Genomic DNA, 13,913 nt, shown 5'->3' on the forward strand with positions numbered 1-13,913 from the left:
CTCAGCAGAGGCGTTCACGAGGACGCCAGCCGGTAGCCGACCCCGTGCACCGTCTGCACCAATCGTGAGCTGCCCTCCGCCTCGAGTTTGCGGCGCAGGTAGCCGATGTACACAGTCAGCGAGTTGGATTCCGGACCGAACACCTCTCCCCACACCCGGTCCATCAACAACTCGCGGGTGAGCACCTGCTCCGGATTGCGCAGCAGCAACTCCAGCAAGGCCGCCTCGGTGTGGGTGAACTCCAGGAAGCGCCCGGCCCGCTCGCCCGTACGGGTCACCGGGTCGAACCTCAGATCGGCGTAGCGCAGCCGGTCCTGGTCGGGTTCCGGCTGCTCCGGTAACGAGCGCCGCAACAGGGCTCTGACCCTTGCCTGCAGCTCGCGCAGCGCGAAGGGCTTGGCGAGATAGTCGTCGGCCCCGGCGTCGAGACCGTCCACCCGGTCGCTGACCGAACCGCGCGCGGTCAGCACCAGGATCGGCACCCGGTCGCCCAGGGCGCGCAGCCGCCGGCACACCGCCAGACCGTCGAGCCCCGGCATCAGCACGTCGAGCACCAGCGCGTCTGGTGACCACGCGGAGACGGCGGCCAGGGCCCGCACTCCGTCCGCGGCGCCGGCCACCTCGTGCCCCTCGACCCGCATGGCCTCGCACACCGCCTCGCGGACCTCGGGGTCGTCGTCGACCACCAGGATCCGCGCGGAGGCGGACCGCTCGCTATTCGCCATGCCCCCAATCCTCGCCGACCAGGGTCTTAGAAGCTTCTTACCACGCCCGGCCAGGCTGCCCGGCATGACGAGAAGAGCACAGCCGTCCACCCTGTCCGTGGTCATCGGTGCGGGCGGGACCGGCGGGCACATCTATCCGGGACTGGCCCTGGCCGACGCCATCCGCGCCCTTGAGCCCAGAGCCCGCATCAGCTTCGTCGGTACCGAGCGAGGTCTGGAACGCACGCTCATCCCCGGCGCCGGATACCGGCTGCACACCGTCGACATGATCCCCTTCGACCGGCAGCTCGGCGCGCGCCGCTTCCTGCTGCCCGCACACCTGCTCAAGTCCGCCGTCCAAGCGCGCTCGGTCATGGAGCGGCAGGGCGCCCGCGTGGCGGTGGGCATGGGCGGCTATCCGAGCGCGCCGGTGATACTCGGGGCGCGCATGCTGCGGATCCCGGCCCTGATCCACGAGTCGAATGCGATTCCCGGGCGCGCCAACCGGTTCAACGCGCGCCTCGGCTCAGCGGTCTGCCTCGGATTCGAGGCGGCCCGCGGGTATCTCCCGCGGCGCGCCCGGGCGGACGCCGAACTGGTCGGGATGCCCCTGTACGCCCCGCTGACCAGGGCAGAGCGCCTACGACTCGGGGAAGGCGCCCGTGCCCACCACGGCCTGCGGCGCTCGGTACGCCTCGTGCTGGTCAACGGCGGCAGCCTGGGCGCCCGCCGGCTCACCGAGGCGGCGACGGAGCTGGCCGGGCGCTGGCGGTCCCGGCCCGACGTGCGCTTCCTGATCAAGACCGGACCGCGGGATCTGGAGCGCGCACGCGCCGTACTCACGGAGAACGGCGGCTACGCCGTGGCCGAGGCGCGTGCGTACCTGGACCGCATGGACCTGGCATACGCCGCGGCCGACGTCGCCGTATGCCGGGCCGGGTCGGCCACGGTCGCCGAACTCGCCAGTTGCGGGCTGCCCTGCGTCCTCGTGCCCTACCCGCACGCGCCCGGCGACCATCAGACCCACAACGCCCGAGTTCTCACTCGGGCCGGAGCCGGGGTACTCCTGCCAGACGCAGAACTCGACGCCGGCTCTCTCGCCGCGGCTCTTGAGCCGCTGCTGGCCGACCCCGGCCGGCTCGGCACGATGTCCGCCGCCGCGGACCCCGGCAGCCACGGCACGGCGTCGCGCCGGCTCGCGGAGCGCGTGCTTGAGCTCGCCGGAAAGCTGACGTACCCGATCACTTTCGCCCCGCATGACCGCGAGTCGGCGGTCACCGACGAATTGGAGCGCACGAACGCATGAGCAGCCAGACGAGCAGCCAGACGAGCGGCGAGGCCGGGGCCGGCTGGGCCGGTCGCAGAGTACTGGTGACCGGCGCGGAGGGGTTCATCGGCAGTGCGCTGAGCGAGGCTTTGGTACGCCTCGGCGCCTCGGTGCGGGCACTGCTGCATTACAAGCCGTACGCGGAGAACGGCCACCTCGCGCCGCTCTTGCTCAGCGGCGCGATCGAGCCGTTTCCCGGCGACGTCCGGGACGCGGGCCGGATACACCAGGCGGTCGAAGGCTGCGACGCGGTATTCCATCTCGCCGCGCTGATCGGCATCCCGTACAGCTACCAGGCGCCCGAGTCGTACACCCAGACGAACGTGCTGGGCACCGAGCACGTCGCGGCGGCCTGCCTGCGGCACGGCGCACGGCTGATCCAGACCTCGACCAGCGAGGTCTACGGCTCCGCGGTCCGCGTTCCGATCGACGAGACGCACCCGCTCCAGCCGCAATCGCCGTACTCGGCCTCGAAGATCGCCGCGGACATGACGGCCCTGGCCTACCACCACGCCTTCGACCTGCCGGTGACGGTCGTCAGGCCGTTCAACACCTACGGCCCGCGCCAATCCGCCCGCGCGGTCATTCCGACCGTGCTCGCCCAGCTGCACCACGGGGCGCGCGAGATCAAGCTCGGCTCGCTCCGGCCGACCCGCGACTTCACCTACGTCGACGACACCGTCAGCGGTTTCCTCGCCGCGGCGGACTCCCCCCGCACCCTGGGCCGGACGGTCAATCTCGGCGTCGGCCGCGAGATCTCCATCGCAGACCTCGCCGCGGCGCTGATCCAGGCGAGCGGACGCGAGGCCGTGGTGGTCCAGGACCCGGCCAGGCTCCGCCCGGCCGACAGCGAGGTGCTCAGGCTCGTCTCCGACAACTCGCTGATGCGCGAACTCACCGGCTGGGCGCCGCAGGTCCCGCTAGCGGTGGGGCTGGAGCGGACCTCGGCGTGGATACAGGAAAACCTGCGCCTGTTCGCACCTGACCGCTACCAGGTGTGAGGCTCGAACCGAGCCGAGCGTCCGCGTCCCATTGCCACTGCCGTTGCTGTTGTTGCCGTCGCCACTGAAGCAATCTTCGACCCGGGTCATCGGAAATCGATCCAGTCCGTGGCCGTGGTGAACTCATCGAGGAGCACAGGGTCGGGCGTGACCCCGAGGCCGGGGCCCTGCGGCACGTCCAGGCCCCCGTCGCGCAGGACGAACGGTTCGGTGATGTCACGCTCGAAGTAGCGCTCGGAGGCGCTGATGTCCCCCGGGAGGGTGAAGTTCGGCAGTGCCGCCAGGGCGACGTTGGCCGCGCGGCCGATGCCGGTCTCCAACATGCCTCCGCACCACACCGGCACTCCGTTCGCGGCGCAGACGTCGTGCACGCGGCGCGCCTCCAGGTAGCCGCCGACGCGCGCGGGCTTGATGTTGACGATGCGGCAGGCGCCCAGCGCGATCGCTTCGGCGGCCGAGCGGGCCGAGACGATGGACTCGTCCAGGCAGATCGGGGTGTGGAGCAGCCGGGCCAGGGCGGCGTGCCCGCCGATGTCGTCCTCCGGCAGCGGCTGTTCGATCAGCAGCAGGTCGAAGGGATCCAGGGCGGCCAGGCGTTGCGCGTCGCCGAGGGTGTAGGCGGTGTTGGCGTCGACCTGCAACAGCGGCGCTTCGCCGAACCGCTCCCGGACGGCTCGCACCGGCTCCACGTCCCAGCCCGGCTTGATCTTCAGCTTGATCCGTCGGTAGCCCTGGTCGAGGTAGCCGCCGACGGTGTCGACGAGCTCTGCGACGCTCGGCATGATCCCGACCGAGACGCCGACCGGCACCCAGGACCGCACGGCGCCGAGGTGGTCGCCGAAGGAGGTGCCGGCGGCCCGCAGTTCGGCGTCCAGGACGGCGGCTTCCACCGCCGCCTTGGCGATCGGGTGGCCCTTGAACGGCGCCAGGATCTGCGCCACCAGCGCCGAGGTGACGTGCGGTGCGGCGGCGAGCCTCGGGAGGAAGAAGCGGCGGATGACGTCCTGCGCGCCGTTGATGTGCTCCGAGGAGTACACCGGCTCGCTCATCGCCGCGCATTCGCCCCAGCCCTCGGCCTCCTCGGTGACGACGCGGACCAGCAGGATGTCGCGTTCGGTCACCACGCCGAAAGACGTCTCGAACGGACTGCGCAGCGTCATGCTCAGGCGCCGCAGTTCGACTCCGGATATCTTCATCGGCGCTCGTTCTCCTCGTGGTGTTCCGGTTGTTCCGGTTGTTCCAGCAGGTACCAGCCCGATCGGGTGAAGCCGGTGATGCGGTATCCGCGTCCCATGGCATCGGTCAGCGCGCCGCGCAGCGCGAACCGCCAGCTGCGCGCCAGCTCGGGCTGCTCACGCCGCAGGGTCTGGATGGCCGCGGGCGTCGCACACAGCAGGGAACCGCCGAAGTCCGATGGCGGGCCGGGATCGGGCCTCATGCCCGGCGCGATCCCGGAGAGCAGTACCTTGTTCGCGCTGAGCAGGGATTCTTCGTTCTGTGGCTCGATTCGAGTGCCGCCTGCCGCGGTGTCCGTGCGCGCCGAGTCCAGGGCCCAGCTCATCAGGAGTCGATCGCTGCCCTGTCCCGCGTTGACCCCGTCCGGCATGTCGCCGTAGAAGTCGACGAGATAGGCGGTCGCGTCCGCACCGAGTTTGGCCAGGTTGAAGTAGGCGTTGGCGCGCACCAGCGGGTCGAACGTCCAGGTGATGCGGCGCAGCCCGCGGCTCAGGGCCCAGGCCCGCTGGTGCAGTTTGAGCGCGAAGCCGGCGTGCCGGCCGCCGGCCTCGTTCAGCATCCCGGTGATGTGCGAGTGCAGATGGATGCCGCCTCGTTGTTCCACGTCCGAGGCGAGAAACGCCGTGGCGGCACCGATCAGCCGGTCGCCGTGTCTGTCGTCGAAGACACCGGCGATGTAGCAGCCTTCGTATGCCATCACTCGCATCAGGCCGGTGGGCACCAGGCTCTGCCCCGGCTCGAGTGCCCAGACCCGGGTGAAGACCTCAGCGGCCGCACCGTGCTCTCCCGGTTCGGTCAGTTCTCTGATGGTGACCGCCGCCGCGCGGGCCGCCGCCTCGGCTTGGGCATGCGCCTTGGCGATCAGGGCGCGCGCCGGGGGCGTTGGGCTCGGGGGCATCGGGACCGGAGACATCGGGACCGGGGGCTTCGGGATCGGCACCGCGTTCACGGACGCGCCCCCAACAGGTCCGCCCCAAGGTCGGCGAGCATGGCCGGCAAGTCCTGCGTCAGCCGCTCGGGCAGCGGTGCGGTGTCGATGCTCACGCGGCGGCCCCACGGCGGTCGGCGGGCACGCCCAGCTCGGCTCGGAACAGGCGCAGCACGTTGCCCCCCAGCGTCGCGGCCACGACTGCCTCATCCAGGCCGCGCGCCAGCAGTTCGGCGGTGAGCAGCGGCAGACCGGCGGGTCCGGCCAGACCCGGCAGCGCGGCGAACGGATCGCAGCCGGCCACCGGCCCGACCTCGACCCCGCCGGGCACCACGTCGCGCAGCACTTCGAGCACGAAGTCCGGTCCGATGCCGACGTGGGCGGTGCCCGCGACCTTCCCGATGTGCTCGATGTGGTCGACGAGCCGGGAGATCGACGGCTCGTGCGCGTCCACGAACCCCGGGAAGAAGTTCACGCACACCACGCCGCCGCCGGCGGCGATGGCCGCCAGGCGCGCGTCGGTGAGGTTGCGGTGGTGGTCGCGCAAAGCCCTGGCGGAGGAATGCGTGGCCAGCACGGGCCGGGTCGCGAGTTCGAGCACGTGGTCGACGCCGGCCGCACCGAGGTGGGAGACGTCGAACATCATGCCCAGGCGCTCCATCTCGGCCAGCGCCTCGACCCCGGCGGCGGTCAGCCTGCTGCCCGCGGCGTCCTCCCCCGAGCCGTCGGCGAGCGCCGTGCGGCCGAAGTGGGCCAGCGACGCGATGCGCACGCCGAGCCGGTACAGCGTGGCGAACAGTTCGATGTCCGCGTCGACACCCGGGGCCCCTTCCAGCGCGAGGACCAGCGCGATCCGGCCGGCGGCCAGCGCGCGGTCGATGTCGGCGCCGTCCAGGCACAGGCTGACCTCGTCGGCGTTGCCCTCGGCGATCCGGTGCGCGGCCTCGATCATGCGCAGCGTCTCGCGCAGCGCGCCTTCGGGCCGGTAGGCGTCGTCGATGTAGACCGGAAGCACCTGGATGTCCACGCCGCCGGCGCGCAGCTGCGGCAGCCACTGCGCGCGGAAGTAGCCGGGCCACTGCGCGACCGGCCGCAGGACGACCGAGCAGAGCAGGTCGTTGTGGGTGTCGGCGACCACCGCGCGCCGGTGCAGCTCCAGCGTCGCCGGATCGAGGCGATCGGGTGTGCCGAAATCGGGTGTGCCGAACGCGGGCATGGTCATTGTGAGGCCCCATAACGCTTGAGGAACGTGCGGGACCTGCGGCAGAAGTGATCCGCCCACGGGTTCGTTGCCATGCCGATCAGCTTGCCCGCGCACGCCGGTAGCCGTCTTGGTGTGGACGGATCAATTCCGGGCGTGGCTCTCGTCGAGTCGGATGAAGTGACACAGGGGTCGCCACCGCCGCCTACCATCGGCGCTCAGTGCTCTACCGGGAAGTGGCAGGCCACCTGGTGTCCCGGTCCGGCCGTCGCGATCCGCAGCAGCGGCGGCTCCTGGACGGCGCAGGTCTGCTGTGCCTTCCAGCAGCGGGTACGGAACCGGCAGCCGGACGGCGGGTCGATCGGCGAGGGCACGTCGCCGGTCAGCCGGATGCGCTCGCGGCCGGTGCGGTTCTCGACATCCCTGCGGGCCGGGTCGGGGATCGGCACGGCGGACAGCAGTGCGTTGGTATACGGGTGTAGCGGGCGCCCGTACACGTCGTCCCGCGGGGCGATCTCGACGATCTTGCCCAGGTACATCACCGCGACCCGGTCGGAGATGTGCCGGACCACGGACAGGTCGTGCGCGATGAACACGTAGGCCAGGCCGAGCTCGGCCCGCAGGTCCTCGAACAGGTTCACCACCTGCGCCTGGATGGACACGTCCAGGGCGGAGACCGGTTCGTCGGCGACGATCAGCCTGGGCTTGAGGGCCAGTGCGCGGGCGATGCCGACGCGCTGGCGCTGGCCGCCGGAGAACTCGTGCGGGTAGCGGTTGTAGTGCTCGGGTGACAGGCCGACCAGCTCCAGCAGATCCTGGACCGCGCGCTTGACGCCCTGCGGCGGGTTGAGGCCCTGGATCTTGAACGGCGCACCGACGATCGTGCCGACGGTGTGCCGCGGGTTGAGCGAGGACTGCGGGTCCTGAAACACCATCTGGATGTCGCTGCGCAGCGGGCGGAAGGCGCCCTGGGACAGCCTGGTGATGTCCCGGCCCTCGAAGACCATCTGCCCGCCGGTCGGTTCCTGCAGCTTGGTCAGCACCCTGCCGACGGTGGACTTGCCACAGCCGGACTCGCCCACCAGGCCCAGGGTCTCCCCCGGCTTGATGGACAGGTCGATGCCGTCCACGGCCTTGACCGCGCCGACGGTGCGCTGGAACAGCCCGCGCCGGATCGGGAAGTGCTTCTGCAGACCGGTGACGGTCAGCAGCGCCTCGGTGTCGGCCACTGCCTGGTTCTCGGTAATGGTCTCGGTGCTCACAGGTTCTCCCGAATCTGCTCGGTGAAGATCTCCTGCCGCCGGGCCGGGTCCAGGTGGCAGCGCACCAGGTGCCCCGGGTCGCTGCCGGCCAGCCGCGGGATCTCCGTGTCGCTGCGCCCGCCGGTCTCGGCCGTGTACGGGCAGCGCGGATGGAAGGCGCAGCCGGCGGGCACGTTGATCAGCGACGGCGGGTTGCCCCGGATGGGCGAGAGCCGGTCCTGGACCGCCCGGTCGATCCGCGGCATCGAGCCGAGCAGGCCCCAGGTGTAGGGGTGTTCCGGCTGGCGGAAGACAGTCTCGGCGGTGCCGTACTCGACCGCCTTGCCGCCGTACATCACCATGATGTCGTCGGCCAGTTCGGCGACCACGCCGAGGTCGTGGGTGATGAGGATCAGCGCGGAGTCGAACTCCCGTTGCAGGTCCCGCATCAGGTCCAGGATCTGGGCCTGCACGGTCACGTCCAGCGCGGTGGTCGGCTCGTCGGCGATCAGCAGCCGCGGGTTGCAGACCAGCGCCATGGCGATCATCGCGCGCTGGCGCATACCGCCGGAGAACTGGTGCGGGAAGTCGTCCACCCGGGTGTTCGGCTGCGGGATGCCGACCAGTTCCAGCAGCTCGATCGCGCGCTTGCGGGCGACCGGCTTGGAGACCTTGTTGTGGACCCGGTAGGCCTCGATGATCTGCGCGCCGACCGTGTAGAACGGGTGCATCGCGGACAGCGGATCCTGGAAGATCATCGCCATCTTCTCGCCGCGCAGCCGCCGGACCTCCTCGGCCGAGGCGGTCACCAGGTCCTGGCCGTCCAGCCAGATCCCGCCGGAGATCCGGGCCCCGCCGCGGCCCTTGCGGTCAGCCCTGCGGTGCAGGCCGAGCAGGGACAGCGAGGTGACCGACTTGCCGGAGCCGGACTCGCCGACGATACCCAGCGTCTTCCCGCGCTCCAGCGCGAAGCTGATGCCGTCCACCGACTTCACCACGCCGTCGTCAGTCGGAAAGTGCACCCGCAGGTCGCGCACGTCCAGGAACGGACGCTCGCCCCCGGCCGTCACAGCCGCACCCGCGGGTCCGCCACGGCGTACATGACGTCGACCAACAGGTTGGCCAGCACGATGAACGCCGCGGCGAACAAGGTGACGCCCATCATCATCGGGAAGTCGCCGTTCTGGATCGAGGTGATGGCCAGGAAGCCGATCCCCTTCATGGAGAAGGTGATCTCGACCAGCACCGCACCGCCGAGCACGGTGGCGAAGTCCATGCCGAAGATCGTGATGATCGGGGTGATCGCGGCCCGCAGCGCGTGCTTGAGGATCACCCGGCGCTCGGACAGGCCCTTCGCCCGCGCGGTGCGCACGAAGTCCTCGCTCAGTACGTCGAGCATTCCGGCCCGGGTCAGACGGGTGTAGAGGGCGGCCAGGCCGAAGGCCAGACAGGTCCAGGGCAGGATCATGTCCAGGAACCATTGGCCCGGGTCGGACAGGATGCCGACGTAGCTGCCCGGGGCCGGCAGGATCGACCACCGGTAGGCCAGTGGCAGGGACAGCAGCGGCGCGAGGAAGTAGACCGGGAGCGAGATGCCGAGCAGGGCGGTGACCATCGACGCCCGATCGAGCAGCGATCCCTTGCGCACGGCCGAGGCCAGACCCGAGGCGACGCCGAAGAACAGCCACAGGACGCCGGCACCCGCCGCGATGGAGAAGGTGACCGGCAGGTCGCCCAGGATCGTGGGCCAGACCTGCTGGTAGTTCCGGAACGAGTAGCCCAGGCACGGGGCTTTGCAGACGATGTCCTGGGTGCCGTCGCTGAAAGTGGTGCCGGTGACGATGGTGCGTATGTAGTCGATGTACTGGACCAGGAACGACCGGTCGAAGCCGAAACGATGGATCACCCCCTGGATCGCCGCGGGCGAGGGCTGCTTGCCCACGTACTGGACCGCCATGGTGGCCGGTGTCTGCCCTCCCCACTGCGGCATCTCGTAGAAGATGACCATCGTCACGAACGCGACGACGAGCAGCAGACCGGCAACGGCGAACAAGCGCCGGACGATGAAAGTCAGCATGGTGTCGGGGTCCTCACTGGACGCCGAGGGCCTGGTAGTCGTACATGCCGTACGCCTGCTCGATGTAGGCGTTCGTGAGGTTCGGCGGGCGCAGCATCAGGGCCCGGGAGTCGATCATCGGCACCAGTGCCGCGTCCTTCAGCGCCTGCTGGTCGATCTGGGCGTACAGCGCGTTGCGGGCGTCCGGGTCGGTGGTCTTGAGCGCGGTGGCCATCAGGGAATCGACGGCCGGGTCGTCGAGTTCGGAGTAGTTGCTCTCCCCGGTCGCCTTGATGCCGTCCGGGGTGAGGATCTGGTCCAGGAATCCGTACCCTGACGGGAAGTCGGCGGCCCACGCGGTGATGAACAGCGCCTCGTTGTTCTGCTTGACGTACGACTGACTGCCGGCCTTGATCGAGAGCTGGCTGTACTTGAAGCCGTCCTCGGTCACGGTGATGCCGATGGCGGCCAGGTTCTGCTGGACGACGTCGGCGACCGGCTTGTCCTTCGGCTGATCGATGTAGTAGCCCACCTGGGTGGTGATGTCGGTGACGTGCTCGGCGGCCTTGCAGGTCGCGATCTCGGCCCTGGCCTTGGCCAGGTCGCCGGTGTGGCCCGGGCTCTGGTACAGGTCCTGCTGGACGTAGCCCGGGACGGTCGGGGGCAGCACCGTGGTGGCGATGTCGCCGCCGCCGATGCCGCCGCCGAACGCGGTCTGCACCGCGGACTTGTCGATCGCCCATTCCACGGCCTTGCGACAGTCGATGTCGTCGAACGGCTTGATCGTCGTGTTGATCGTCAGATAGGTCAGCAACCCGGTGATCGGGTCGTCGGCCTCGGCCTTGAGCCTGGGGTTGCCCAGCACCTGCGACTGCGTCGCGGTCTGGACGCCGGCGCCGGACTGGTCCACGTCGGTGGTGCCGTGCAGCAGGTCCTGATCGACCGTCTGCGCGCTGACGTCGACCTTGTCGACGATCCTGGCGGCGTGCGCGACATGCAGGTGCAGCGGGTCGGAGGCGGCGTTGAAGGCCGGGGACGCCGACAGGTCGAGCTCCTTGCCCACGGCGTAGGAGTCGAACCTGTACGCCCCGGAGGACAGTACGTGCTCGTAGTAGGTGGCGCCGGTGTCCTTGGCCCGCGGGACCGGCACTGTCGACGGCAGCGTCAGCACGTCGTCGAAGTCCGCGAACGGCTTGACCAGATGGAAGACGATGGTGTCGCTGTCCGGCGTGTCGATGCCCGAGGGGTGGTCGGCCGGGTTCTTGTCCTTGTACGGACCCTGATAGTTCGTGGTGTCCGTGAGCAGCTGCTTGAAGTAGGTCGGGCCGTTCGGCAGGACCTCCTGGCCCCAGTTCGAGCGCTCGATGCCGTAGGCGACGTCCTGCGCGGTGATCGGGGAGCCGTCCGTGTACGTCGCACCCTTGACCAGGTGGAAGGTCCAGGTCAGGCCGTCCGCGCTCATGGTGCCCAGATCGGTGGCCAGGTCCGGGACCAGCTTCACCGGGCCGGGGGCCTCGGCGAAGGTGACCAGCGAGCGGGTGTAGAGCCGCATCACGTCCCAGTCGGCCCCGAAGTAGCTGTTGCCCGGGTCGGTGGACTGCAGGTCCGAGGACTGTTCCAGCCGGAGCGTCCCGTGGCCGGTGGCGGAGGATTTGTTCACGGTCCCGGCCAGGCCGACGTCGTACGCCGCCGAGGAATGGGCTCCGGTACCGCCGCTGGACCCGCCGCCGCAGGCCGCGGCGCCGAACGCCAACGCTGCGGCCGCCGCGTAAGCGGCGATTCGTGGCTTGCGCATGATGTGTGTGAGCCCCTTGTTCTCTCGTTCGGGTCTGGCCCGGTCAGCGACTGGCCTTGGGATCGAAGGCGTCGCGCAGTCCGTCGCCGAGCAGGTTGAAGGCGAGCACGGTGAGGAAGATGGCCGAGCCGGGAACGATCAGGAACTCCGGGTCGACCTGGTACAGGGCGATCGCCTCGTTGACCATCTCGCCCCAGGACGGCATGGGCGAGCGGATGCCGACTCCCAGGTAGGACAGTGACGCTTCGAACAGGATGTTCGACGGGATGAGCAGCGTGGCGTAGACCAGGATCGGCGCCGTCAGGTTGGGCAAAATCTCCCTGAGGATGATCCGCCCCGGGGTGGCGCCCAGGACGCGCGCCGCCTCCACGAACTCGCGTTCGCGCAGCACCAGGGTCTGCCCGCGCACGATGCGGCCGATATACGGCCAGGAGAAGAAGCCGATGATGAAGATCAGCAGTACGATCCGCAGCGTGTTGCCGGTCAGCCCGAAGGCCGAGTAGCCGAGCACTCCGGACAGCGAGATCGCGAACAGGAACAGCGGGAACGCGAGCATCACGTCCATGGTCCGGCTGATCACCGAGTCGATCAGGCCGCCGAAATAGCCGGCGACCATCCCGAGGCCGACCCCGATCGCGATGGCGATGACGGTGGCCAGTCCGGCGATGCCCAGCGAGGTCCGGGCGCCGTAGACGACCCGGGCGAACAGGTCGCGGCCGGTGGGCACGTCCACGCCGAGGATGTGCCGCGAACTCATCCCGCCGAAGCCGCCGCTGGGGATCTGCAGGTTCGGGTCGATCAGTCTCGTGTGCGTGGTGTAGGGATCGTTGCCGGTGAGCGAGCACAGCTGCGGCGCGAAGATCGCTGTCAGGATGAGCAGGACGACGGTCACCCCGCCGGCCATCGCGACCTTGTCCTTCTTCAGCCGGCCCAGGGCGATCCGGCCCGGGGAGCGGCCCTCGATGGCCTCGCCCGGCGGCGCCGCGGCTTCCGGCTCGGCCGCCGGCGCCGAGCCCGGTTCCAGAATCGTCGTCATCGTGTCGCTTCCTCACAGTGGCCAGCGGGGAGACCTTCCGCGAAGCAGGGCCTTCATCCCAGGAGTCGCGCCCCGTGGACGAGATCTGTCGTGACCGAGGCCCTGAAGTCGGTGACCGACGACCCGTCGCCCTCGTCGGTGTTGATCAGCACGGCGACGGCGTGGGTCTGGTCTTCCGTCAGGACCACCATGTTGGCGAACCCGATGTCCGAGCCGGAGTGGCCGACGTACGGGTGCCCGTCGACGACCTCTTGGACCCAGCCGAGACCCTGGTAGGGCACTATCTTCGGACTGACCTGGGGGCGCAGCATGTCGGCGACGTCGGCCGCCGACAGGATCGGGGGCGTGCCGATCGCCCCGCCGATCATGGCCCGCAGGCTGGTCGCCAGATCGGCCACCGAGCAGCGCAGGGCACCAGCGGGGACGTCCGGATAGCTCATCTGGGGCAGCGCCGCCAAGGCGCCCTTCTTGAACTCATACGGCACGGCCAAGACGCCCGGCGCGAACTCCCGCAGGTACCAATGCGCGCCGGTGACACCGAGCGGCTCGAACAGGTTCGCCTTCGTGGAGGCGGCGAAGTCCTGTCCGCTGACGCACTCCACCACATAGCCGACCAGGGCCATACCCACGTCGGAGTAGTCGAAGTACGTGGCCGGCTTGTGCTTGGGGAGATACGACTTCTTCGGTGAATAGTGGGTCCCACCCGGCACGAGGTAGTCGCGCAGGAAGTCCGACAGGCTCTCCTTCGGGTCCCCGACGACGTCGAAGCCCACGTAGTTCTCGTCGGAGACGCTGGAGGTGTGGGTGACCAATTGGTGCGGGGTGATCGGCACGTCCGGGTAAGCGGGGTTGCGCACCGGGAAGTCGATGAAACCGTTGACGTCGTCGTGCAGGTCGAGGCCGCAGCGATCGAACAGCTGGACCAGGGCCGAGGCGGTGAACAGCTTGCTGACCGACGCCAGGTGCATGGGCGTGGTCGGGGTGAGCAGGCGGTTCGCGGCGATATCGGCGTAGCCGAAGGCCGCCGCATAGGGTGTCGGGGCGTTCTTGGACACGATCGCGACTTCGACCCCCGCGACGTGGGCGGTCGCCAACCGCGCCGGCATGCCCGCCTCGAACTCGCGCAGCCACTGATCGAACGTCTGGTTCCGGCCCGTGGCGGCGAACGCCTCGGAGCCCTGGGTGAGGAGAACACCTGCCAGTCCGCCGGCCAGTCCCGCCTTGAGTACCGAACGTCGAGTCGAGATCATGATGCGTCATCCGTCTCTGGCGGTCGTATCCGCCGATTGATTCCGGGGTGGGGCGAGCGACTCGTTCAGTCGCGACCCGGCTCACTCACCGGGAGACACCCGCTTGGTTCACGGATCGGTGTGCCGAGGGTATGTCCG

12 protein-coding genes are annotated in these 13,913 nt (G+C 69.7%); 2 read left to right on the plus strand and 10 right to left on the minus strand.

Annotated features, from left to right (window positions below; all coding sequences use genetic code 11):
* Positions 1 to 14: 14 nt before the first annotated feature.
* Positions 15 to 725 carry a response regulator transcription factor gene (locus tag KGQ19_RS03300; RefSeq protein WP_212007540.1) on the minus strand — a complete coding sequence of 237 codons (711 nt, stop codon included), beginning with the start codon at positions 723 to 725 and terminating at the stop codon, positions 15 to 17.
* A 64-nt stretch (positions 726 to 789) separates the two neighbouring features.
* On the opposite strand from KGQ19_RS03300, the gene KGQ19_RS03305 reads away from it, so the two are divergent.
* Together KGQ19_RS03305 and KGQ19_RS03310 are read left to right on the plus strand one after the other, a co-directional pair.
* Positions 790 to 2,010: a UDP-N-acetylglucosamine--N-acetylmuramyl-(pentapeptide) pyrophosphoryl-undecaprenol N-acetylglucosamine transferase gene (locus KGQ19_RS03305; protein WP_212007541.1), complete on the plus strand. Its 1,221-nt coding sequence runs from the start codon at positions 790 to 792 to the stop codon at positions 2,008 to 2,010.
* The gene (locus tag KGQ19_RS03310) at positions 2,007 to 3,032 is read left to right on the plus strand and encodes an SDR family NAD(P)-dependent oxidoreductase (RefSeq protein WP_212007542.1); all 1,026 of its coding nucleotides are present in this window, start codon (positions 2,007 to 2,009) and stop codon (positions 3,030 to 3,032) included. The genes KGQ19_RS03305 and KGQ19_RS03310 overlap by 4 nt, the downstream gene beginning before the upstream one ends.
* A gap of 86 nt (positions 3,033 to 3,118) precedes the next feature.
* Here KGQ19_RS03310 and menC read toward each other — a convergent pair whose 3' ends face one another.
* The 9 genes from menC to KGQ19_RS03355 all read right to left on the minus strand — a co-directional run bounded on the left by menC (position 3,119) and on the right by KGQ19_RS03355 (position 13,775).
* Positions 3,119 to 4,228 carry an o-succinylbenzoate synthase gene (gene menC, locus KGQ19_RS03315; protein WP_212007543.1) on the minus strand — a complete coding sequence of 370 codons (1,110 nt, stop codon included), beginning with the start codon at positions 4,226 to 4,228 and terminating at the stop codon, positions 3,119 to 3,121.
* Positions 4,225 to 5,166: a hypothetical protein gene (locus KGQ19_RS03320; RefSeq protein ID WP_212007544.1), complete on the minus strand. Its 942-nt coding sequence runs from the start codon at positions 5,164 to 5,166 to the stop codon at positions 4,225 to 4,227. Before KGQ19_RS03320 ends, menC begins: the two co-directional genes overlap by 4 nt.
* A gap of 142 nt (positions 5,167 to 5,308) precedes the next feature.
* A complete protein-coding gene (locus tag KGQ19_RS03325) occupies positions 5,309 to 6,412 on the minus strand; it encodes a dipeptidase (protein ID WP_212007586.1) in 1,104 nt (367 codons plus the stop codon).
* 203 nt (positions 6,413 to 6,615) lie between these two features.
* Complete coding sequence (locus tag KGQ19_RS03330; RefSeq protein ID WP_212007545.1) at positions 6,616 to 7,659, minus strand: ABC transporter ATP-binding protein; 1,044 nt, start codon at positions 7,657 to 7,659, stop codon at positions 6,616 to 6,618.
* On the minus strand, positions 7,656 to 8,708 hold the full coding sequence (locus KGQ19_RS03335; RefSeq protein ID WP_212007546.1) for an ABC transporter ATP-binding protein: 1,053 nt from the start codon (positions 8,706 to 8,708) through the stop codon (positions 7,656 to 7,658). The genes KGQ19_RS03330 and KGQ19_RS03335 overlap by 4 nt, the downstream gene beginning before the upstream one ends.
* A complete protein-coding gene (locus KGQ19_RS03340; RefSeq protein WP_212007547.1) occupies positions 8,705 to 9,715 on the minus strand; it encodes an ABC transporter permease in 1,011 nt (336 codons plus the stop codon). Before KGQ19_RS03340 ends, KGQ19_RS03335 begins: the two co-directional genes overlap by 4 nt.
* A 13-nt stretch (positions 9,716 to 9,728) precedes the next feature.
* Positions 9,729 to 11,489 (minus strand): ABC transporter substrate-binding protein, encoded by a 1,761-nt coding sequence (locus tag KGQ19_RS03345; protein ID WP_212007548.1) that lies wholly within the window; start codon positions 11,487 to 11,489, stop codon positions 9,729 to 9,731.
* 43 nt (positions 11,490 to 11,532) lie between these two features.
* Complete coding sequence (locus KGQ19_RS03350; protein ID WP_212007549.1) at positions 11,533 to 12,525, minus strand: ABC transporter permease; 993 nt, start codon at positions 12,523 to 12,525, stop codon at positions 11,533 to 11,535.
* A 53-nt stretch (positions 12,526 to 12,578) separates the two neighbouring features.
* Entirely contained in the window at positions 12,579 to 13,775 is a 1,197-nt protein-coding gene (locus tag KGQ19_RS03355; RefSeq protein ID WP_212007550.1) for a serine hydrolase domain-containing protein, read from the minus strand.
* Between the last annotated feature and the right edge of the window lie 138 nt (positions 13,776 to 13,913).

The organism is Catenulispora pinistramenti (genome assembly GCF_018274385.1).
GTDB classification, from domain to species: Bacteria; Actinomycetota; Actinomycetes; order Streptomycetales; family Catenulisporaceae; genus Catenulispora; species Catenulispora pinistramenti.

Excerpts from the sequence above, each read along its gene's own strand:
- KGQ19_RS03345 (WP_212007548.1), bottom strand. The coding sequence starts at position 11,489 with ATGCGCAAGCCACGAATCGCCGCTTACGCGGCGGCCGCAGCGTTGGCG.
- KGQ19_RS03320 (WP_212007544.1), bottom strand. The coding sequence starts at position 5,166 with ATGCCCCCGAGCCCAACGCCCCCGGCGCGCGCCCTGATCGCCAAGGCG.
- KGQ19_RS03340 (WP_212007547.1), bottom strand. The coding sequence starts at position 9,715 with ATGCTGACTTTCATCGTCCGGCGCTTGTTCGCCGTTGCCGGTCTGCTG.
- KGQ19_RS03325 (WP_212007586.1), bottom strand. The coding sequence starts at position 6,412 with ATGCCCGCGTTCGGCACACCCGATTTCGGCACACCCGATCGCCTCGAT.
- menC (WP_212007543.1), bottom strand. The coding sequence starts at position 4,228 with ATGAAGATATCCGGAGTCGAACTGCGGCGCCTGAGCATGACGCTGCGC.
- KGQ19_RS03300 (WP_212007540.1), bottom strand. The coding sequence starts at position 725 with ATGGCGAATAGCGAGCGGTCCGCCTCCGCGCGGATCCTGGTGGTCGAC.
- KGQ19_RS03305 (WP_212007541.1), top strand. The coding sequence starts at position 790 with ATGACGAGAAGAGCACAGCCGTCCACCCTGTCCGTGGTCATCGGTGCG.
- KGQ19_RS03310 (WP_212007542.1), top strand. The coding sequence starts at position 2,007 with ATGAGCAGCCAGACGAGCAGCCAGACGAGCGGCGAGGCCGGGGCCGGC.
- KGQ19_RS03355 (WP_212007550.1), bottom strand. The coding sequence starts at position 13,775 with ATGATCTCGACTCGACGTTCGGTACTCAAGGCGGGACTGGCCGGCGGA.
- KGQ19_RS03350 (WP_212007549.1), bottom strand. The coding sequence starts at position 12,525 with ATGACGACGATTCTGGAACCGGGCTCGGCGCCGGCGGCCGAGCCGGAA.